The organism is Geobacillus sp. G4, from assembly GCF_040327975.1.
GTDB classification, from domain to species: domain Bacteria; phylum Bacillota; class Bacilli; order Bacillales; family Anoxybacillaceae; genus Geobacillus; species Geobacillus thermoleovorans.
On sequence record NZ_JBEPJY010000015.1, the window covers coordinates 21,635 to 41,211 of the forward strand.

Consider the following 19,577-nt stretch of genomic DNA (forward strand, 5'->3'; position numbering starts at 1 on the left):
ATGATCCCCCTTACCGTTCGTTTTCTTTGGCTTCTTCCCAAAAACGATCGAGTTCGGCAAGCGAAAACGAGGTGATCGACCGGCCGCTTTTTCGCACTTGTTCCTCGATATAAGCGAAACGGCGGGCAAATTTGTCGTTGGCCATTTGCAACGCTTCTTCCGGTTGAATCCCGTAATAACGGGCAAGGTTGATGAGCGCGAACAATAGATCGCCAAACTCGCCGACAAGCCGATCGCGACGGCCGCCGGACGTTTCGGCTCGAAACTCGGCCATTTCTTCTTCGACTTTTTGCCATATCGGCGCGGCATCATCCCAGTCAAACCCGACTTTCGCCGCTCGTTTCTGCAGCTCGTACGCCCGCATCGTCCCCGGCAGACTTTTCGGAATGTCGGCAAGAATCGATTCCGAAAGCCCGCCTCCTTTTTCTTTCTCCTTGATCTTCTCCCAGTTGGCAACGACTTGTTCGGCCGTCTCGGCCGTGACATCGCCAAACACATGCGGGTGGCGTCGGATCATTTTCGCCGTCAGCGTGCGGATGACGTCGTCGATCGAAAACAACCCTCGGTCGGCGCCGATTTGCGCATGGAGCATTACTTGCAGCAATACGTCGCCGAGCTCCTCGACCATATGATCATCGTCACCCTCGTCAATCGCCTCGAGCAGCTCATACGCCTCCTCAAGCAAATAGCGCTTCAGCGACGCATGCGTCTGCTTCCGATCCCATGGACAGCCGTTCGGCCCTCTCAGCGTGGCGATGACGCGGCGCAGCGTCTCAAACCGGTGGTAAAGCAACGGCTCGTCCTTCACCGGCGGCACGTAGACGCTTGTCAAGTTGTCAAGCCCCGTCTCGCGGTCCAACTCATAAAGCGGCACGCGCTTTACTTGCTCGTCCTTCGTGCCTGCCGCGGTGACAATGTAGATCGGGTAATCGTCGGGAAGCTGCTCCATCAAAGAAAGCTTCACGTTCGAGGCCACAAACGAATCGTACACTTGACAAAAAACAGCATGCAGTGAGGGCGACCATTCTTCTCCTCGAAAAGTCGTCGCATCAAGCAACTGAAACCCTTCAATTGGATCGATGCGCACCGCCGTAAACAGCGCATCCAAAAAGCTTTGACCACCTTCGATCACGATTCGGCAGACGCCGCGCCGCTCAGCTTCGAAAAGAAGCTGCACCGTCCGCTCGGCAACAAGCGGATGGCCGGGAACAGCGTAAAACACATCGCCGCGCTTCGCCTGTTCCGTCAATCGATCGACGATGTCAGCGTACACATCCGCAAACTGCTCGTGTTTTTCATACACTTCATCAAATGACGTAAACGCAATCCCTTCCTCCGTAAGCCATTTGACCACCGGGTGTTCTTTCGTCCGCAAAAAGAGCGGATGCGCCCGCTTTAGCTTTCGGTACACACCGATCGGCAGCTGTTTTACATCTCCGGCGCCGAGGCCGAACACATAAATCGTATTCATCGCCGATCACCTGCCTCCTAATCGTAGACGGAATTTATTAGCCAATGGGAAAGCTGCCAACTCCTGTTCAGAAAAAACATGTCCTTTCACAATACACGCAAGGTAAACGACAGCACCGATGGCAACGCCGCCAAGCGCCTCGGCAGCCGCCCATAGCCGCCCCTCGCTCGAGCTGTCCATCAGCCACCTATACCCATGCAAGACGACGGCCATCATAGCGGCCGCTTTCACGGTTGGGTACATGTATTTCCGGCCCGCCGTCCGATATTCACGCGGCAAAAAGGCGCATAAAAAGCCTGCCATGAGCGCATAAGCACCCGTCGTCGCCGCGGCGGCGCCAAGCGCTCCAAACCGCGGAGCAAGCCAATGCATAAGCGCGGCCTTCCCCGCCACTGCCAACGCCACGCCGGCAGCGGCCGTCCATTCCCTCCCCATTCCTTGCAATAATGCAGAGGCGGTCAACGCGATCGTAGTAAAAAAGACAGAGGAGGACAAGACGGCGAGAACCGACGAACCGTAGTCATTCTCGAACAACATCGCATTGATCGGTCGAATGAGGCAAATGAGCCCTAACGAAGCACCAAGCCCAATGACAACGGCAAGCCGGATGGACAGCGCTCCATAGGCGAAAACGGCACCTTGGCGGCGCGCTCCGGAAAGAAGTGGAACAAGCGCCAATGAAAACGACGTGCCGACGACCGTGCCGAGCTGAATGAGCGGCTGACCGCGGTCGTACACTCCTTTTAGCCGCTGCACCTCATCGAGCCTTGCCCCCGCTTCCTGTAGAAGCGGAACGAATAAAAATGAATCGACGAGTGGAATCAGCGTCAACGCCATATTCGTCAAGCAAATGACCGTCCCCGCCGTCAATAAACGCCGGCCCACCTGTCGATCCCAAGCTGGCGGCGTGCGGCCCGACGTTTTTAGCCGCCGACGCCGGGACAGGAAGAAAAGCAAAATGAAAAGCGCCGCCGCCATGCCTACTAGCGTCCCTGCGACCGCTGCCATGCCGCAAGCATAGACGTCGGCGCCGCGCTGCACCGCTCCATACGACAGCCCTAAAATCGCCGTCACCCGGACGAATTGCTCGCCAACTTGGGACGCCGCTGTCGGCGTCATATCATGCCGCCCTTGGAAATAGCCACGCAACAATGCGATGGGCGGAAACAGCAAAAACGAAAATGAAAGCAAGCGCACGAGCGGCGTAAGCCGTCCATCGCCCATCGCCGAGGCAATCACCCCCGCCCCTAGATACAGCGAAGCAAACAGGATGACGCCAAGGACGCCTAACACCAACAAGGCGACGCGCACACTAGCGGCAGCGCCCGCTTCATCCTGTCCCGCCAACCGCTCGGCGACAAGCTTCGAGACGGCAACCGGGTAGCCGGTCAGCGAGAGTGCGACGACGATGCCATAAATCGGGTACACTTGTTGGTAAATATAAAAACCAATGTCCCCGACCATATTTTGATACGGAACACGGTACAAAGCGCTTAATAGTTTCGCGGCCAAAGCGGCGGCCGTTAAGATCGCCGCCCCTTTCCATACGTTTCCCATCCAGTTTCTCCCCTCGCATAGACAACCCACTCAACCTAGACGCCGGAGGGCGATAGAAGCCGCCAAGCGCCATTATGGCTACGCTCGATATTATAGCGCAACTTCCGCCTGTTGGACAAAGGTGATGGTCAACTCGCACGGCTTCATGCGCTGTTCCGCAAGCCAAGCGGACGAAAAAGCAGGATGTGGAAGCGATTCCGGGATTCAAGGCATCTCGCCCCCATTTGCCGGGCGGAAAAAAAGGCAGCCTGTGAAGCTGCCTTGTTGTTTCGCCTATTGTTCCATTTGTCGAGCCAAAAAGCTGGCGGCTGTTTCTACTGCTTTATGCTCCACTTCACCAAGCGTTTTCTCGCGCGATAAAATGATGACTGCTCCGATCGGATCGCCGTTGGCGACAATCGGGCCGATCGTATACGACTTCAACGTTTCCGTCATCCCGTCAACGAGCTCGACTTCCCCTTCCTCCGTATGGAGGATGGAATTGCGGTCTTCCATGGCTTTTTCCACCAACGGGCTGACGCTTTTGTTCATATACTCTTTTTTCGAAACGCCGGCGACAGCGATGTATACATCGCGGTCGCAAATGAGCACAGGCTGGCCGAGGCTGTCAAACAGCGCTTCGGCGTACTCTTTGGCAAAGTCGCCTAATTCACTGATCGGCGAATATTTTTTCAAAATGACTTCTCCATCGCGGTCAACAAATATTTCGAGCGGATCTCCTTCGCGAATGCGCAACGTTCTGCGAATTTCCTTCGGAATGACAACTCTCCCTAAATCATCAATGCGACGAACAATACCGGTTGCTTTCATGCCTTGTATACCCTCACTTTCATCTAGGATTTGAAGGATACTCCGATGAACCCTTTCAATGGGGAATTCACCATTGTTGTCATTAGTATCCTTCACAATCCACGTTCTATACGTGATGAAAGTGATTTTGGCCATTTTAGATAAAATTGCCCATCCTTCATTATCGCCACATGCAGGAAACGATAAACATCATAAAACTTTTTCTTGATTATGCCGTCACCGACTTCTCATTTTCCACCCCAGACAGCCGCCGCAGCGTCTCCTCTAAAATCATCAGCCACTCGTGCGGCTTCATTTCCTTGATATAGAGCACAATTTTCAGCTTCGCTCCGTCCATGCCAAACCCGAATAAGCGGCCATGCCGGCGTCCGATGTCAGATAGACGCTGGATTTCCACCGTTTTCGATGCCTGTTCAGTAAACAAGATGTCAATTTGCTGCTTATGTTGCTTCATCGATTCGACGCCAAGCTGCTTGGCCAACACCTTCAACTCAGCAATTTGGAACAAATACGCAACTTCATCTGGATAATCGCCGAAGCGGTCGACCATTTCCTCACGCAGCGCCTCAACGTCTTCGAGCGTCTCCACTGCCTTAAATCGCTTGTACATCTCGATCTTTTGCAACTCGTCTGCAATGTATGTGCTCGGAATATAGGCGTCGACTTCGACATCGATGACGACATCCGGCCGCTCGTCTTCTCGCTTGATGCCGCGCCGTTTCTCGATCGCTTCTTTCAACATTTGCGAATACAAATCGAATCCGACCGAGTCGATAAAGCCGTGCTGTTCGGCGCCGAGAATGTTGCCCGCGCCGCGGATCGACAAATCGCGCATGGCAATTTTAAAACCAGAGCCGAGCTCGGTAAACTCTTTAATGGCTTGCAGCCGCTTTTCTGCCGCTTCATTGAGCACTTTATCTTTCCGATAGGTGAAATACGCATAAGCGACGCGGTTGGAGCGGCCGACGCGCCCGCGCAGCTGATACAGCTGCGACAATCCCATCCGGTCGGCGTCATAGACGATAAGCGTGTTGACATTCGGAATATCGATGCCCGTTTCAATGATCGTCGTCGTCACCAGCACATCGTATTGCCCTTCCAAAAACGCCAAAATCGTCGATTCGAGCTCCGTTTCCGACATGCGACCATGCACGTAAGTGACGCGCGCTTCCGGGACAAGCTGTGCGATTTCTTCCGCTTTCAAGTCGATATCTTCAATATGGTTGTAAAGGAAAAACACCTGCCCGTCGCGGGCGAGCTCACGTTCAATCGCCTCTTTGACGAGTTCGGGCGTATATTCCATGACATACGTTTGCACCGGGAATCGGTTTTCAGGCGGCGTCTCGATGATCGACAAATCGCGCACGCCGATCATCGACATATGCAACGTACGCGGAATCGGCGTCGCCGTTAAGGTGAGCACGTCGATGTTCGCCTTCAGCTGCTTAATTTTTTCTTTATGCGCCACGCCAAACCGTTGCTCCTCGTCGATAATGAGCAAGCCTAAATCTTTAAACTTCACGTCTTTCGACAGCAGCCGATGCGTTCCAATGACCATATCGATCGTCCCATCTTTTAGCCCTTTGATGATCTCGGCTTGTTGCTTTTTCGTCCGGAAGCGGTTCAACAGTCCGACGTTGATTGGGAACCCTTGAAACCGTTCGCGCACCGTTTCGTAATGCTGTTGGGCCAAAATCGTGGTCGGCACAAGAAAGGCCACTTGTTTGCCGTCCATAATGGCTTTAAACGCCGCCCGCAACGCCACTTCCGTCTTCCCGTAGCCGACGTCGCCGCAAAGGAGGCGGTCCATCGGTTTGTCGCTCTCCATATCACGCTTAATTTCCTCAATCGACCGAAGCTGATCTTCCGTCTCTTGATACGGAAACGCCGCTTCAAATTCGCGCTGCATCTCGGTGTCCGGCGAAAACGCATATCCTTTGCTTGCCTCACGCTCGGCGTACAGCTTGATTAAATCTTCAGCAATATCCTGGACGGATGATTCCACTTTCTTTTTGACCTTTTTCCATTCCGAACCGCCTAGTTTGTAAATTTTTGGTTCTTTTCCTTCCGAGCCGACGTATTTTTGCACTTGATCCATTTGGTCGACCGGAACATACAGCGTATCGCCGCCTTGGTACTGGATATGAATATAGTCTTTATGCACCCCGTTGATTTCTAACGTCTCGATGCCTAAATATTTCCCGATGCCATGGTTGACATGGACGACGTAGTCGCCGACTTGCAATTCGGCGTAGCTTTTGATCCGCTCGGCGTTGGACAGCTTTTGCCGGCGCACCGGGCGTTTGACCCGTTTTTTGAACAACTCTTCTTCTGTGATGACGGCAATTTTTTGCAACGGCAATTCAAACCCGGTATTTAAATCTCCTTCAAGGAGCTGGCATTTGCCATGCAGCAAAGCCGCATCGCGCGCGAGCGGCAGCGCGTCAATCTCATAATCTTGAAGCAATGATTGCAGCTTTTTCACCCGCTCTGCATTCGGCGCCAAAAAGACGACCGCATAGTTTGCCTTTTTCCACCGCTCGACTTCGGATTGAAGAAGCGCCATTTGCCCATGGAAGTTTTGCATTTGTTTGCACGTAATATTGACGACGTTTTGTGGGTGGGCATACGGAACATGGCGCAAAAACAACGATAAGTATACCCGCTGGAATCGATGTTTTTGCAATAATTCAGAAAACGAATGCGAAAGCGGCACGCCATGAATCATTTTCCCACTGTCAAGCAAACTCGTATACCATTCCGCCTCTTCGCGGTCCAACCGTTCCGCCGCCTCTTGCAGCCGGCTCATTTCATCCATGAGCAGCACGCCGTCTTCTGGCAGGTAATCTAGCAAACTCGCAACCTTTTCATAAAAAAGGGACATATATTTATATTGTTGCTCGATTTCCTGCCCCTCGCGCAATTGCTCAAGCTCAGCGTGAATATGTTCATACATCCGCTGTTTGGCGGCCTCATCTTTCATCGTCTCCAAACTCGACGCAAGCCCCGCTTCAATCCGCTCGATTCCTCGGCGCCGCGTCTCACCATCGAGAATGATTTCATCGGCCGGCCCGATCATGATGCGCTCGATTTGCCCTTGCGAACGTTGGTCGTCAGGGGTGAACGTCCGAATCGATTCGATTTCCGTATCAAACAGCTCGATGCGGTACGGAAGCTCAGCGGTCAATGGATAAATGTCGATGATGCCGCCGCGGACGCTGAACTCTCCGGGGGCGGAAACGGTGCCGACCCGTTTGTACCCCATTTGCACAAACTTCTGTTTACAACGTTCTACATCGAACTCTTGTCCAACGGAGAAGGTGAACAAATACTGCTTCCAAAGCGACGGCGGCGGCAACAAACGCCGCAAGCCGGCGACCGGGCAGACGACGACTCCTTTTCCGCCTTGCGCCCAATGGTTCATAATCTCTAGGCGCTGTGCCTTCAGCTCCGGGCTGGCGACCGCCATCTCAGCGGCGATCACTTCGTTTACTGAATAAAGGAACACGTCTTCCGGCCCGAGCAACGAAACGAGATCGTCATACATTTTTTGCGCCTGAAACAAATTGTGAGAGACGACTAACAGCGGCCGGCCTGTCTCCTTGTAAAGCGTGGAAATAAAAACAGACCGGGCCGATCCGGACAGCCCGGCGACAAGCTGTTCCTTCAAACGGACATGGAGCCCCTCGATGATCGTACGGACATCTTGGTTTTCAGCTAAATAGCGATGCAACGAAAGCACCCCTATTCTCCCTCCTCTCAACGCCAGTTTCTTTCCGTTTCATTGGCCTGGCGCAAACACAAAAACGCTTTGGTCGCCCAAAGCCGCCCTTAATGGATGAATTTTTCGTATTGATGCCATTCTGGGTTTCGCGCCAGCGCCTCTTGACAGTCTTCGCAAATCGTTTTCACATGAATGTCACCGTTCGGTTCATACGAAATCATCTCGAGCCGTTCCTCTTCCGTTAAGTGGTGGAATCCCAGTTTCTCGCTGTATATCGGCATTTGCTCAATCGTTCCGACTTTTGCACCGCAATGGCGGCAATAGTAATGTAGCGCCATTCAAGCCAACCTCCTCACTGGGCACCGGGCTGTTCCGCCCACAAGGCAGGCGAAGCCGACGCTTCGGCCGCCTCCCGTACTCACATTGTGCACCAGTTCAGAGGAAAATATTCACTCGTTAAAATCATTCATCACTTGAATAAATGGCGCCTTCACCGCCTGTTCACACGCATCGGCAGCCCGCAGCACCGCTTTGTCCACCGCCGGTTTCTCCTCTTCCGTAAAGCGGCTGAGCACGTAATCCGCAACCGGTTGCCCGTTCGTTGGCCGACCGATGCCAATGCGAATGCGCTTAAACTGCTCGGTGCCAAGGTGGTGAATGAGCGATTTGACGCCATTATGGCCGCCGGAGCTTCCTTTCAGACGAAGGCGGATTTTTCCCGGCGGGAGATCGAGGTCATCGTAAATGACGATGACATCATCGATGGCAATGTCGTAGTAATCCATAAGTGGGCGAACACATTCCCCTGATAAATTCATATATGTCAACGGTTTGCATAATGCCACTTTTTCGCCAGAAACGGACGCCGTTCCGAACAAGCCGCGAAATTTAGCGGTTTTTAACGATACATTCCAGCGCTTCGCCAGTTCGTCGATGACGAAAAAGCCGACATTGTGCCTTGTTTGCTCATACTCCTTGCCCGGATTGCCGAGCCCGACAAACAGCTTCAATCCTCGCGCTCCTCTCTTTGCATGATACTACAAAAGACGTAACCGAAACGGTTACGTCTGTCACTCTTCTGGCGTCGTTTCTCTTCCTTCCGCAGCGTCAGGCTGCCCTGCCTCTTGCTGTTCGCCGCTATCGATTTCTTCCTCTTGTTGCGGCGGCAAGATCGTGGCGATCACTTCGGAAGGTTCATGATTGATTTCAAATTTGCCGTCCGTTTGCACGTCGCCAACGGTGACGGTATCACCGACTTGCAGTCCGGAAATGTCCACTTCGATCACTGGAGGAATGTTCGCCGGCAGGACGCGGATGGACAGCTCATGCAAGTTTTGCTGCAACACGCCGCCATCCTTCACGCCAGGCGCCTCGCCTACTAAGCGAACTTCAACGTCAATATCAACTTCTGTCGATAGATCAACCGCTTGAAAATCGGCGTGAAGCAACTCGCCACGCAACGGATCGCGCTGCATCTCGCGCAGCAACACCGAGTAGTCCTCGCCGCCGACTTTCAGCGTCAGCAAGCTTGTGCGTCCGCCTTCACGAAGCACTTTTTCCAGTTCAGCGGCGCTGACGAAAATCATTTTGTTTTCGACTTTTTTGCCGTACAAAATCGCTGGAATGCCGCCTTGCGAACGAATACGCCGCAATGTCGAACGTTTTTTGTCTGTGCGTTCTTTCGCTTCCAACACAATCGCCATGTTTCTTCACCTTCCTGAATTAGAATCTATTGACTACTTTATCCTAAAACAAGAAGGGCTAAACATGTTTTCTTGCGTTAGTCGAACAGGACGCTGACAGACTTCATTTCATACACGCGCGTAATCGCTTCAGCAATAAGCGGAGCCACCGACAGCTCTACAATTTTATCAATTTTTTTCTCTTCTGGCAAGGCAATTGAATTGGTGACGACCAGTTCCTTAATTTTGGAACTTTGAATGCGCTCGATCGCTGGACCAGACAGCACCGGATGGGTGCAGCACGCGTACACTTCCTTCGCTCCGCTTTCCGCTAGAGCGTTGGCCGCGAGTGTAATCGTGCCGGCCGTATCGATAATGTCATCAATCAAAATGGCCGTTTTCCCCGCCACTTGCCCGACAATGTTCATCACTTCCGCCACGTTCGGCTTCGGCCGGCGCTTATCGATAATGGCAATCGGCGCTTTCAAGCGGTCGGCGAGCTTGCGCGCCCTTGTGACACCCCCATGGTCCGGAGAGACGACGACAATATCTTCCAATTGTTTGCTTTTGAAATAATCCGCCAAAATGGGCACACCCATCAAATGATCGATTGGAATATCGAAAAATCCTTGAATTTGGGGGGCATGCAAATCAAGCGTGATGACGCGCGACGCTCCGGCCGTCTCGAGCAAGTTGGCGACCAGCTTCGCTGTAATCGGTTCGCGCGAACGCGCTTTCCGGTCTTGACGGGCATAGCCGTAATACGGCATCACGATATTGATCGTGCGGGCCGAGGCGCGCTTTAACGCGTCGATCATGATAAGCAACTCCATCAAATGCTCATTGACCGGCACGCTCGTCGATTGAATGACGAACACATCGTCGCCGCGGATGCTTTCTTCAATGTTGATTTGAATTTCCCCGTCGCTGAAACGGGAAACGGAACATTTGCCGAGCTCGATTCCCATGACTTCTGCAATTTCCTTCGCCAACTTCATGTTCGAGTTCAGAGCGAACAATTTTAATTGATGCTGACAGTCAGACATGATAGACCTCCGCTAAGATTTTTTCTTGCCTGGCAGGCGATCGACATAATTTTCTTTATTGACTTGCCGGGCGCGGGCAATGGCGAGCGCGCGACCGGGGACGTCATTCGTGATCGTCGATCCGGCGGCGACGTAAGCGCCTTGTCCTACCGTAACCGGTGCAATCAAATTGACATTGCAACCGATAAACGCCCCATTTTCGATTTTGGTCATATGCTTATTCACGCCGTCGTAGTTGACCGTAATCGACCCGCAGCCAAGATTGACATCGGCGCCGACTTCAGCATCGCCGATATAACTCAAATGCGGCGCCTTGCTTCCTTTGCCGAACGTCGATTTTTTCACCTCGACGAAATTGCCGATCCGCACCTCATCGTCGATTTTTGACAGCGGTCGAATATGGGCGAACGGGCCGATCGTCACATCCGAACCAATCTCGCTGTCATGGGCGACCGAATGGCGAATCGATGTGCGATGGCCGATATAGCAATTTTTAATTTCCGAATTTGGTCCAATGACGCAGTCTTCACCGATCACCGTCTCGCCTTCAATCACCGTGCCGGGGTAAATGACCGTGTCGCGTCCGATCATCGCCTCGGCGGAAATATAAGTGGAAGCCGGATCGATGATCGTGACCCCGTTTTTCATATGCTGACGGCAAATTCGAGCACGCATGATCCGCTCCGCTTCGGCGAGGGCGATGCGGTCGTTTACGCCGATCGTTTCCTCAAACGACGGCGCCTGATAGGCGGATACAACGCCGCCGTCGGCTTTGATAATTTCAATCACATCCGTTAAATAATATTCACCTTGAGCGTTGTGGTTGGTCACTTTTGTAAGCGCTTGAAACAATGTCTGGTTGTCAAAGCAATAGATTCCCGTGTTAATCTCGCGAATGTTCCGCTCTTGCTCGCTCGCATCCTTATGTTCGACAATTTTCTCGACATGGCCAGCCTGGTTGCGGACAATGCGGCCATATCCGGACGGATCATCAGCGATGGCCGTCAATACGGTCGCCTTCGCCTTGGCGGCCATATGATGCTCGACGAGCGTCTCCATCGTCTCAGCGGTGATGAGCGGCGTATCCCCACAGACGACAATCGTCACTCCTTCAAGGCCGCGCAAATGCGGAGCCGCCTGCATTACTGCATGCGCCGTCCCGAGTTGCTCCTCCTGCAGGGCATATTCACACTGAGAGCCGAGCTGTTCTTTCACTTGTTCCGCCCCAAATCCCACTACCGCAATCGTTTTTTCCACCCCAAGCTTCGACACTTGGTCGATGACGTGCTGAACCATTGGCTTGCCGCAAACGGGATGAAGCACTTTATACCACTTTGATTTCATCCTCGTCCCTTGTCCGGCCGCCAAAATGACCGCATATCGCTTCATGTGAAAGGCCTCCAATTACCCTTTTATCCATAATTGAATATATATGAATCAGTGGCACTTTTCAAGGAAACAATGCGGTTGCCAAAAAAATAGAGAGCTTGGTGAATTTCACCTAAGCTCCCTTTCATATGTTTACGAAGCGCCAGCTTCTTCAAGTTCTTCTTCCAACTTCCCGAGGCGGTGATATTCAGCGAGGATCGCCTCCTGGATTTTCCCGCGCGTGGCGGAATTGATCGGATGAGCGATATCACGGAACTCCCCATCTGGTGTGCGCTTGCTCGGCATCGCGACGAACAGCCCATTGTTTCCGTCGATGACGCGGATGTCATGGACGACGAACTCGTTGTCCAACGTAATGGAGGCGATCGCTTTCATCCGTCCTTCGGTATTGACGCGGCGTAATCTTACGTCTGTCACTTCCATTTTGCTCACCACCTTTTCCCCTATATGAGACTCGATGTAATTAATTCCACGTGCTCGAGTCATTTCCTTCTTTTTTCGAAAAATTTTTTATAAATTTTTATGTAGGGAAAAAGTGGGGCTAATCATTACGGAACGAGGGCAACGACTTCAATTTCGACAAGGACATCTTTCGGCAGCCGGGCTACTTCCACGCACGAGCGCGCCGGCTTATGGTTCGGGAAGTATTGGCTGTACACTTCATTCATGGCCGCGAAATCATCCATATTTTTCAGAAATACGGTCGTTTTCACCACCGTATCGAGCGAAGCGCCGGCCGCTTCCAATACGGCCTTCAAGTTTTGGAACACTTGATGCGTCTGCGCTTGAATGTCGCCTTTCACCAATTCCCCTTCTGGAGTGAGCGGGATTTGCCCCGAGCTGTAAAACATGTTGTTGACGATGATCCCTTGCGAATATGGGCCGATCGCTTGCGGCGCCTTCGTTGTCTCTACCTTTCTCATGAGCCAGTCTCCTTTCTTGATTTTTATGTCAAGCAGCGAGTGCTATAAAAACGCTTTGTAATTGCCTTCTTTGACAGCGATCCGCTTTTCTTTTACGTCGACCTCGGACAGTTTGACGAGTGAAATGTATTCGTCGACCAACCGTTCTTTCGCCTCCTCCGACTCGACGAGCACGCCAATGCCGGAGACATTGCCGTTAAACTCCTGCAGCAAACTGATCATGCCGTTGATTGTACCCCCCGCCTTCATAAAATCGTCGACGATGAGCACATTGGCTCCTTCCGCTAAGCTGCGCTTCGATAGGACCATCGTTTGGATGCGTTTGGACGAGCCGGATACGTAATTGATGCTCACCATCGGTCCTTCTGTCACTTTATTGTCATGGCGGACGATGACAACGGGCACATACAAAAAGTTGGCGATGGCATACGCGAACGGAATCCCATTGGTGGCGATCGTCATGACGACATCCACCGGACGGTCGGCAAACATCGACGCATAAAGGCGGCCGATTTTGTTCATAATACGGGGATCGCCAAGAATGTCGGTCATATACAAATATCCGCCGGGAAGAAGCCGATCCGGACGCGACAGTTGTTCACACAAATACGCAACCACTTCTTCCGCTTCCTCAGCAGCCATTTTTGGAATGTATTGCACGCCACCGGCAGCGCCGGGCAGCGTCCGAACGGTTCCGATTCCTTGCTGCTCGAACGTCTGCTTAATGATGGCCAAATCTTCGCTGATCGACGATTTGGCCGATTCGTACCGCTCGGCAAAAAATGTAAGCGGAATGAGCTGATGTGGCCGTTCAAGAAGATAATGCGTCATATCAACTAAACGGCCGCTTCGCCTTAGCTTCATAGCCGACCTCCTGAAACCGAATATTATAAATATATTTTAACAAAAATGTACGTGTTTAATCAAGAGAATGTCGTTCTCCTAACATTCTCACCGCAAACACTTGGTCACAAAAGCCGCGCAACCCATTGTATACCCGCTGCATTCTCGAATCGTGCTCGATCAGTCCAAACACGGTCGGCCCGCTGCCGCTCATCAGCACCGCATCAGCGCCAAACCGCTTCATTTGTTCTTTAATATGCGCGACTTCCGGATATTTTTTCAACGTCACTTCCTCAAGAACATTGCCGACCAACCGGCAGATCGCCGCATAATCTTGCCGCTCGATCGCTCTCACCATCGCATCGACGTCTGGATGGCTGACACGCTCAAGTTCCAAGTTTCGGTACACTTCCGCCGTCGATACACCGATCGGGGGCTTGGCCAGCACAACCCAGCACGGCGGCGGTGAAGGGATCGGAGTGATGATTTCCCCGCGCCCCGTCGCCAAGGCGGTTCCGCCGTAGACGCAAAAAGCGACATCTGATCCGATTTTCGCCCCGAGCTCTGCCAGTTCATCCATCGTTAATCCAAGTTGCCAAAGCTTGTTCAACCCACGCAGCGTCGCCGCCGCATCGCTGCTTCCTCCCGCCAATCCGGCGGCCACCGGAATATGCTTCGTAATCGAAATGGCCACCCCTTGGCGGATCGAAAACGTCTCTTTAAGAAGCTTAGCCGCCTGATACGCCAAGTTGCGGCAATCATCCGGCACAAAGCGGTTTTGCGAAACGATGCGGATCGCATCTTCCTCCGGCAACGCGACAAGCTCAATGCGATCGGCCAAATCGATCGTCGTCATCACCATTTTCACTTCATGGTAACCATCCGGGCGCTTATAAAGAACGTCGAGTGACAAATTGATTTTCGCCGGCGCTTTTATCGACAACCTCACTCATCCTCACCTGCTTCCACGCGCAATCATGAATAAGCGGATCGGCATCCATCGGCTGCTTTCCGTCTCCGCCGTCTTTGCCCCGTCTCATCCGCCTTTCTTTCGTCAACCCATTTTATCATATTACCATGTTCTGGCGACGACGCCAAACAATATATGTATGCAAAAAAGGGCGCCCCGTTCGGGACACCCTCGCCGCAACACGCCCCGCTGCCGGCGCTATTCCGTTGTTCCGGCCAGCTGCCGCTCCGCCCGTTCAATCGCCAATCTGACCATGTTTCCTGCGTCTTTCGCGCGGATGGCGCCCCACCCCTCACGTTGCACGACATCGTAAAAGCCCAACTCTTTCGCCAGCTCTTCTTTCAAGCGTTGCGACATAATCCCGCGGCGTCGACCCAATGTCAGCAACCCCTTTCCATGTTCATTGGCGCTATGGCATGAAACGTTTGGCAACCCGCCGGCGCATCAACAAGCCGGCTTTGCATTTGGCCGGGCAAAAGGCGGCTGCGGCAGTTTTAGTATGAAATAAAGAGGGCGGTTTTATCATAGTTCCGAAAGAAAACTCCCGCTTCAAACAAAACGAAGTGGGAGTAGTTCACGTCACCTATTTATGACAAAACAAAAAACAAAAAGCAGCAAACAAATCTGTCTACTGCCCCCCTGCTTGCTCATCATCCCAAAACGTCAACTTTACCGTCTCTGTCAATACGTCGGCGTAGCTGAACGATACGCGTTCAAACGAATTCTCTTTTTGATCCAGCTCAATGACAAATACGGATGGATATGTTTCCGCCAAAATACCACAACGCTCAATCATTTTTCTGCGTCCGCCGTTGGCCCGCAGCGTCAACCGTTTCCCGATATTGGAATCCAGCGTTTTTTTAATATCGGATAAAGTCTTTGGCATTCATCATCCACCTCACTATTTGTAATTATAACAAAGATGATGTCTAAAGTCAAAAAATAAAAATTATATCAGGGCATTTTTATTTCTGTCAATGTATATTTTTCTACAATATCCTTCTTTTTATGTGTGATGTGGAACTTTTTTGTAAAAAAAATGTGACGGACGTATAGAAAAAACCGCCCATCAACTGCGGCGGTTTTCCTCTCGATTCTCAATGAGGCGAAACGGCATCCCGGTGCGGAGCACGCCTTTCGTTTCCACCCCACCAAGCCCCTTTTCCCCAGTTAACGTGTTGCGCAACACATCCCATACGTCGACCGTTTCGGTGAACGGGGTGAAGCTGAGGCGCGAAACGATATAGACGGGGTCCAGAGCATGAATGTTCACCCGCGCTGGTGAACTAGCAAAATTCGCCCCAGCGCGGATGAGCGACTCAAAGTGCGACTGGCAGGCGCCGGCGAAAATGATCAGTTGGTCCAAATGGGGCACTTTTTTGCGCGCCTCTTTCACCGTTTGCACAAAATGGCGCGAATGGCGGTACGCTTTTAACTCATGCACCTTTCCTTTTGACTTCGAATACGAATCATGCCCGGTGATGACTAAAATATCAGGGCGAAACTGCTCGATCCAGTAGCCAACTTTTTCCGGCATTTCGCTTTCCTCGCAGTAAATGCCGTGCACCGGCACGCCGATCCGCTCATACAAATCCATACATTTGCGCAAATATAACGGGTCGCCATCCAAATGAAGAACGCGCCCCGGAATTTGAAAAAAATCTTTCTCCACCCGGTATCCGCCGGTCGCCCGATATTCGACTTTTTGCTTGATCGCCTGATAATCTTGGCGAAAAAGCCGATACGATTGTTCGATCAGCTCGATTTCCCGCTTTTTCCGTTCCTGTTGCTCCTGCTCATCGATGACGACTAAATCGCTGCACGGAGCGTCCGCGACGAGGCGCACGTCTTCACCATACAAAATCGCTTCCCACTCGCCGTTTTTTTCTTTAATATCAATCACTCGGAACAATAAATCACATTGGTAAGACTTGCGGGCGACAATATCGCCGATTTTAATGACGTCCATCACCGCTCACTCCATTGCATAATCGTTGTCATCCATACGATATGCACGTGCGGACAATAGGTGATAGACGCCTGTTTGGACGGCTTTGGTTGACGAAAAGACCGCTGCCCCCTAGAGGAGCGCTTTCTTTACGACTCCTTCATTTGCCGAAAAGCGGTGCCAACGCGTTGCTTAATGAAGCAAACTCAGCGATGTCAAGCGTCTCTCCGCGGCGGCGCGGGTCAATGCCCAAAGCAACGAGCACTCGTTCAATTTGCTCTTTGTTCTCTTTTCCTCCCGGCAAATTGTTTGTTAAGTTGTTGAACAGCGTTTTGCGGCGCTGGGCGAAGCTTGCCCGCACCACTTGGAAAAACACGCCCTCATCGTCGACAACAACAGGCGGATGCTGCCGCTTTACGAGCCGGATGACAGCAGAATCAACGTTCGGCTGCGGCATAAAGACGGTGCGCGGCACCGTCATGACGACTTCCGCTTCGGTATAATACTGCACAGCGATCGTCAGCGAGCCGTAATCTTTTGTCCCTGGCTTAGCGGCAAGACGGTCGGCGACTTCTTTTTGCAGCATGACGACCATGCCTCGGATCGGCAACCGCTCGGTAAGCAGCTTCATAATGATCGGTGTCGTCACATAATAAGGTAAGTTGGCGACGACCATCCGGTCGCTTACATCAGCCAGTTCCTCGGCGATGACGGCATGCAAGTCGACCTTTAATACATCTTGGTGAAAGATGCGCACATTGTCATAAGCAGACAGCGTGTCGGCCAAAATGGGCAACAGTCGGCCGTCGATTTCGAAAGCGACGACTTTTTTCGCCCGTCGCGCCAATTGTTCCGTCAACGCTCCGATGCCCGGTCCGATTTCAATCGCTCCTGTATCAGGGGAGATGTCGGCAACATCCACGATTTTCCGCAAAATGTTCGCATCGATCAAAAAGTTTTGCCCAAGGCTCTTTTTAAACGAAAAGCCATATCGCTCCAAAATTTCTTTCGTCCGCCGCGGTGTTGCAATATCTTTATACATCGTCTGCCTCCTCCTGCATCACGTGCGCTAACGCGGCATAAAAAGCATCACGGGAAATGCGGAACACTTGCAGCCGCTTATGAAACTGCCGACCGTTCGCATAGCCGATTTTCAGCTCCTCGCCGAGACGCTGCCGCCGCCGGCGCGCCATCGCACCGCCGATCAACCCAGCCTCGATCAGTTCAGCAAACGTAATTTCTTCCTTCCAATCCGACGCCTCTTCATACACGTTGGCGAGCGCCCGACGGATTTCGTCAGGGGACGCGTGCTCAACCCCGATGCCCTTGCCGTTTTTCGCTTTGGCTGCCTCGCGCGGCAAAAAGGCATGCTTGCACCCCGGCACCTGTTCGGCAATCGTGCGGCGAATTTTTTCGCCGGGAAAATCGGGATCGGTAAAAATGATCACGCCGCGGCGCTCTTTCGCCAGCTTGATCCGCTCAATGACATCCGCGCCCACTGCTGCTCCGTTTGTCTCGATTGTATCGGCATCGACGGCGCGCCGGATCGCCGCCGTATCATCTTTTCCTTCCACAACGATCACTTCTTTGATCTTCATCCTCCCATTGCAGAAACAACGGAATCGTCTCTTTTTCCTATTTCTGCAATGCCTCCTTTCCGGTAAAATCAAAAGTAAGGCGAATCATCGCCGAAAGCCGCTTCATTCCCTTATTATTTTTTGAATTTCGCTGAAACTTTTTTTCCGTTTGCATCGTCTAATTTAGTAGAAACGGCGCGCATTGTCGCGGCACAATGCCATTATAGCGAAAAAAAGCAGAGGGAAAAAACCCTCCGCTTCGTTCTCCCATCGCATCTCTATGGCAATACCCGTATTTTCACGCGCTTTCTGCCCCAACGAAACGCATCCGATCGTTCCGGGAAAAACACATCAATTTTATATCCGCGGATGCCTGAGCCGGTGTCAGCGGCAATGGCATATCCGTATCCTTCCACATACACTTTCGACCCAAGGGGGATGATGGACGGGTCGACCGCAATCACTTTAGCGGAAGGATTTTTGCGCAAGTTGATGCCCGTGCTTGTTATGCCTGAACAGCCTGCACAATAGGCAGTGTAGGCGGTGGCGGTGACGTAAAATTCCTTCGCGGCATGGTCCGAGCCGCGCGAGGACGGGCGGTCGGGCGCGGCAGCTGAGCGCACAGTTTTCGTGCCGATGGCGACAATGCGCGCCTTGCTTTCTTTTAGCGTTTTCGCAGCGATTAGTTTGCGCGCCGTTTCTTTGCCGTTTTCCAATGTCACCTCATACGTTTTTTGAACCATCCCTTTTTCTCCAGGCTGAATGACGCGCCGCTCTCCTTTCGGCAATGAGTCGTCCCGTTTTGTCACCACGGCAAAGTCGACGGGTTCTTCCACTACATCGGTGACTTTTTTTACTCGGACCACACAAATGGTCATCTGTTCTTTGACCATTTCGTGCAAGGAGGGCTCTATCCGATCGAGTTGACCTAGCTGAATCCCTTGCTGCTTCAAAAAGTCAGCGACCGTAGTCGAAGTTGTCCATACCTGCTGTTGTTTACCGCCGACATTGACGTGGACTGGAAACGCCTTTTCAACGCCGATGTCCATGCCTTTTTGAATTTTCGCCGAAAGCGCCGGCGCCACTTTGTCATACGGCCCGACTGCCACGTGCTGCGAACGGAGCAGCTCCGCGACTGTATCGGCTGTCGTCCATATCTTTTTCTTTTTTCCATTGACCGTCAGCGTCACTTCTTTGCTCGCTTCCCAAACGATATGGAGATCGTCGGTGATCGGTGAGTGGAGAGACGGATAAACATAATCTTCTTTGCGCGGTTGAATGTTTTGCTCCGCAAGCAGCTCTTTCACCGTTTTCGCATGAGTGCGAATTTCTTGTTTGTTTCCGTTTTTGATCAGCGTCACATCGTCTTTGGCCATCTCATATCCAGCAACCCCTGTCGTCGCGGAGATGGCGAGAAACCCGCCCGCTGTGACGGTCACGTTTTTCCTCCATAAGTCCAGCCATTTCCTCCCATTCGGCAACATCAGATGAACGCCTCCTTTTTCTACGGAATTCCCCTCTCCCTTTAACATGTACGCACGAGCATACTCTATTATGCAGAAAATTCAGTGAAAAAGGAAGGAAGACTTGTCGACACGCGGTTGGCTCATATCGGCTGAATTTGTAGAATTTTATCG

General features: G+C 52.2%; 19 protein-coding genes. All 19 read right to left on the bottom strand.

The features are described from left to right. Nucleotides 1–10: 10 nt before the first annotated feature. Complete coding sequence (yabN, locus tag ABS784_RS14270) at nt 11–1,471, bottom strand: bifunctional methyltransferase/pyrophosphohydrolase YabN (RefSeq protein ID WP_014194579.1); 1,461 nt, start codon at nt 1,469–1,471, stop codon at nt 11–13. A 6-nt stretch (nt 1,472–1,477) separates the two neighbouring features. Further along, nucleotides 1,478–3,028 carry a putative polysaccharide biosynthesis protein gene (locus ABS784_RS14275; RefSeq protein ID WP_352512925.1) on the bottom strand — a complete coding sequence of 517 codons (1,551 nt, stop codon included), beginning with the start codon at nt 3,026–3,028 and terminating at the stop codon, nt 1,478–1,480. A 273-nt stretch (nt 3,029–3,301) separates the two neighbouring features. Then, nucleotides 3,302–3,838, bottom strand: a complete 537-nt coding sequence (gene spoVT, locus ABS784_RS14280; RefSeq protein WP_011229564.1) for a stage V sporulation protein T — start codon at nt 3,836–3,838, stop codon at nt 3,302–3,304. A 208-nt stretch (nt 3,839–4,046) separates the two neighbouring features. Next, nucleotides 4,047–7,580 carry a transcription-repair coupling factor gene (mfd, locus tag ABS784_RS14285; RefSeq protein ID WP_021322637.1) on the bottom strand — a complete coding sequence of 1,178 codons (3,534 nt, stop codon included), beginning with the start codon at nt 7,578–7,580 and terminating at the stop codon, nt 4,047–4,049. Between the two features lie 89 nt (nt 7,581–7,669). Next, on the bottom strand, nt 7,670–7,900 hold the full coding sequence (gene fin / locus ABS784_RS14290; protein WP_011229562.1) for an anti-sigma-F factor Fin: 231 nt from the start codon (nt 7,898–7,900) through the stop codon (nt 7,670–7,672). Between the two features lie 111 nt (nt 7,901–8,011). Further along, nucleotides 8,012–8,572, bottom strand: coding sequence for an aminoacyl-tRNA hydrolase (gene pth, locus ABS784_RS14295; protein ID WP_021322636.1), 561 nt, complete (start codon nt 8,570–8,572; stop codon nt 8,012–8,014). Between the two features lie 60 nt (nt 8,573–8,632). Next, nucleotides 8,633–9,265, bottom strand: a complete 633-nt coding sequence (locus ABS784_RS14300; RefSeq protein WP_012820446.1) for a 50S ribosomal protein L25/general stress protein Ctc — start codon at nt 9,263–9,265, stop codon at nt 8,633–8,635. A 77-nt stretch (nt 9,266–9,342) separates the two neighbouring features. Beyond that, on the bottom strand, nt 9,343–10,290 hold the full coding sequence (locus tag ABS784_RS14305; protein WP_012820445.1) for a ribose-phosphate diphosphokinase: 948 nt from the start codon (nt 10,288–10,290) through the stop codon (nt 9,343–9,345). Nucleotides 10,291–10,302: 12 nt separating this feature from the next. Next, the gene (glmU, locus tag ABS784_RS14310) at nt 10,303–11,679 is read right to left on the bottom strand and encodes a bifunctional UDP-N-acetylglucosamine diphosphorylase/glucosamine-1-phosphate N-acetyltransferase GlmU (RefSeq protein WP_023634490.1); all 1,377 of its coding nucleotides are present in this window, start codon (nt 11,677–11,679) and stop codon (nt 10,303–10,305) included. Between the two features lie 132 nt (nt 11,680–11,811). Next, nucleotides 11,812–12,102 carry a septation regulator SpoVG gene (spoVG, locus tag ABS784_RS14315; RefSeq protein WP_003247437.1) on the bottom strand — a complete coding sequence of 97 codons (291 nt, stop codon included), beginning with the start codon at nt 12,100–12,102 and terminating at the stop codon, nt 11,812–11,814. A 125-nt stretch (nt 12,103–12,227) separates the two neighbouring features. Beyond that, nucleotides 12,228–12,602: a RidA family protein gene (locus tag ABS784_RS14320; RefSeq protein ID WP_011229557.1), complete on the bottom strand. Its 375-nt coding sequence runs from the start codon at nt 12,600–12,602 to the stop codon at nt 12,228–12,230. A gap of 42 nt (nt 12,603–12,644) precedes the next feature. After that, nucleotides 12,645–13,466, bottom strand: a complete 822-nt coding sequence (purR, locus tag ABS784_RS14325; protein WP_014194574.1) for a pur operon repressor — start codon at nt 13,464–13,466, stop codon at nt 12,645–12,647. Nucleotides 13,467–13,521: 55 nt separating this feature from the next. Further along, a complete protein-coding gene (gene ispE / locus ABS784_RS14330; protein ID WP_023634489.1) occupies nt 13,522–14,394 on the bottom strand; it encodes a 4-(cytidine 5'-diphospho)-2-C-methyl-D-erythritol kinase in 873 nt (290 codons plus the stop codon). A gap of 219 nt (nt 14,395–14,613) precedes the next feature. Next, nucleotides 14,614–14,793 (bottom strand): small, acid-soluble spore protein, alpha/beta type, encoded by a 180-nt coding sequence (locus tag ABS784_RS14335; protein WP_013143961.1) that lies wholly within the window; start codon nt 14,791–14,793, stop codon nt 14,614–14,616. A 250-nt stretch (nt 14,794–15,043) separates the two neighbouring features. Beyond that, nucleotides 15,044–15,301, bottom strand: a complete 258-nt coding sequence (veg, locus tag ABS784_RS14340; RefSeq protein ID WP_011229553.1) for a biofilm formation stimulator Veg — start codon at nt 15,299–15,301, stop codon at nt 15,044–15,046. A gap of 183 nt (nt 15,302–15,484) precedes the next feature. Next, nucleotides 15,485–16,384, bottom strand: a complete 900-nt coding sequence (gene yabG / locus ABS784_RS14345) for a sporulation peptidase YabG (protein WP_014194570.1) — start codon at nt 16,382–16,384, stop codon at nt 15,485–15,487. A 139-nt stretch (nt 16,385–16,523) separates the two neighbouring features. Then, nucleotides 16,524–17,405, bottom strand: a complete 882-nt coding sequence (rsmA, locus tag ABS784_RS14350) for a 16S rRNA (adenine(1518)-N(6)/adenine(1519)-N(6))-dimethyltransferase RsmA (RefSeq protein ID WP_352512929.1) — start codon at nt 17,403–17,405, stop codon at nt 16,524–16,526. Continuing rightward, nucleotides 17,398–17,961, bottom strand: coding sequence for a ribonuclease M5 (gene rnmV / locus ABS784_RS14355; protein WP_014194568.1), 564 nt, complete (start codon nt 17,959–17,961; stop codon nt 17,398–17,400). The genes rsmA and rnmV overlap by 8 nt, the downstream gene beginning before the upstream one ends. 257 nt (nt 17,962–18,218) lie before the next feature. Beyond that, on the bottom strand, nt 18,219–19,424 hold the full coding sequence (locus ABS784_RS14360; RefSeq protein WP_014194566.1) for a G5 and 3D domain-containing protein: 1,206 nt from the start codon (nt 19,422–19,424) through the stop codon (nt 18,219–18,221). Nucleotides 19,425–19,577 lie beyond the last annotated feature (153 nt).

Coding starts and splice junctions, on each gene's coding strand:
- yabN (WP_014194579.1), bottom strand. CDS start 1,471: ATGAATACGATTTATGTGTTCGGCCTCGGCGCCGGAGATGTAAAACAG.
- ABS784_RS14275 (WP_352512925.1), bottom strand. CDS start 3,028: ATGGGAAACGTATGGAAAGGGGCGGCGATCTTAACGGCCGCCGCTTTG.
- spoVT (WP_011229564.1), bottom strand. CDS start 3,838: ATGAAAGCAACCGGTATTGTTCGTCGCATTGATGATTTAGGGAGAGTT.
- fin (WP_011229562.1), bottom strand. CDS start 7,900: ATGGCGCTACATTACTATTGCCGCCATTGCGGTGCAAAAGTCGGAACG.
- ABS784_RS14300 (WP_012820446.1), bottom strand. CDS start 9,265: ATGGCGATTGTGTTGGAAGCGAAAGAACGCACAGACAAAAAACGTTCG.
- ABS784_RS14305 (WP_012820445.1), bottom strand. CDS start 10,290: ATGTCTGACTGTCAGCATCAATTAAAATTGTTCGCTCTGAACTCGAAC.
- glmU (WP_023634490.1), bottom strand. CDS start 11,679: ATGAAGCGATATGCGGTCATTTTGGCGGCCGGACAAGGGACGAGGATG.
- spoVG (WP_003247437.1), bottom strand. CDS start 12,102: ATGGAAGTGACAGACGTAAGATTACGCCGCGTCAATACCGAAGGACGG.
- ABS784_RS14320 (WP_011229557.1), bottom strand. CDS start 12,602: ATGAGAAAGGTAGAGACAACGAAGGCGCCGCAAGCGATCGGCCCATAT.
- purR (WP_014194574.1), bottom strand. CDS start 13,466: ATGAAGCTAAGGCGAAGCGGCCGTTTAGTTGATATGACGCATTATCTT.
- veg (WP_011229553.1), bottom strand. CDS start 15,301: ATGCCAAAGACTTTATCCGATATTAAAAAAACGCTGGATTCCAATATC.
- yabG (WP_014194570.1), bottom strand. CDS start 16,384: ATGGACGTCATTAAAATCGGCGATATTGTCGCCCGCAAGTCTTACCAA.
- rsmA (WP_352512929.1), bottom strand. CDS start 17,405: ATGTATAAAGATATTGCAACACCGCGGCGGACGAAAGAAATTTTGGAG.
- rnmV (WP_014194568.1), bottom strand. CDS start 17,961: ATGAAGATCAAAGAAGTGATCGTTGTGGAAGGAAAAGATGATACGGCG.
- ABS784_RS14360 (WP_014194566.1), bottom strand. CDS start 19,424: ATGTTGCCGAATGGGAGGAAATGGCTGGACTTATGGAGGAAAAACGTG.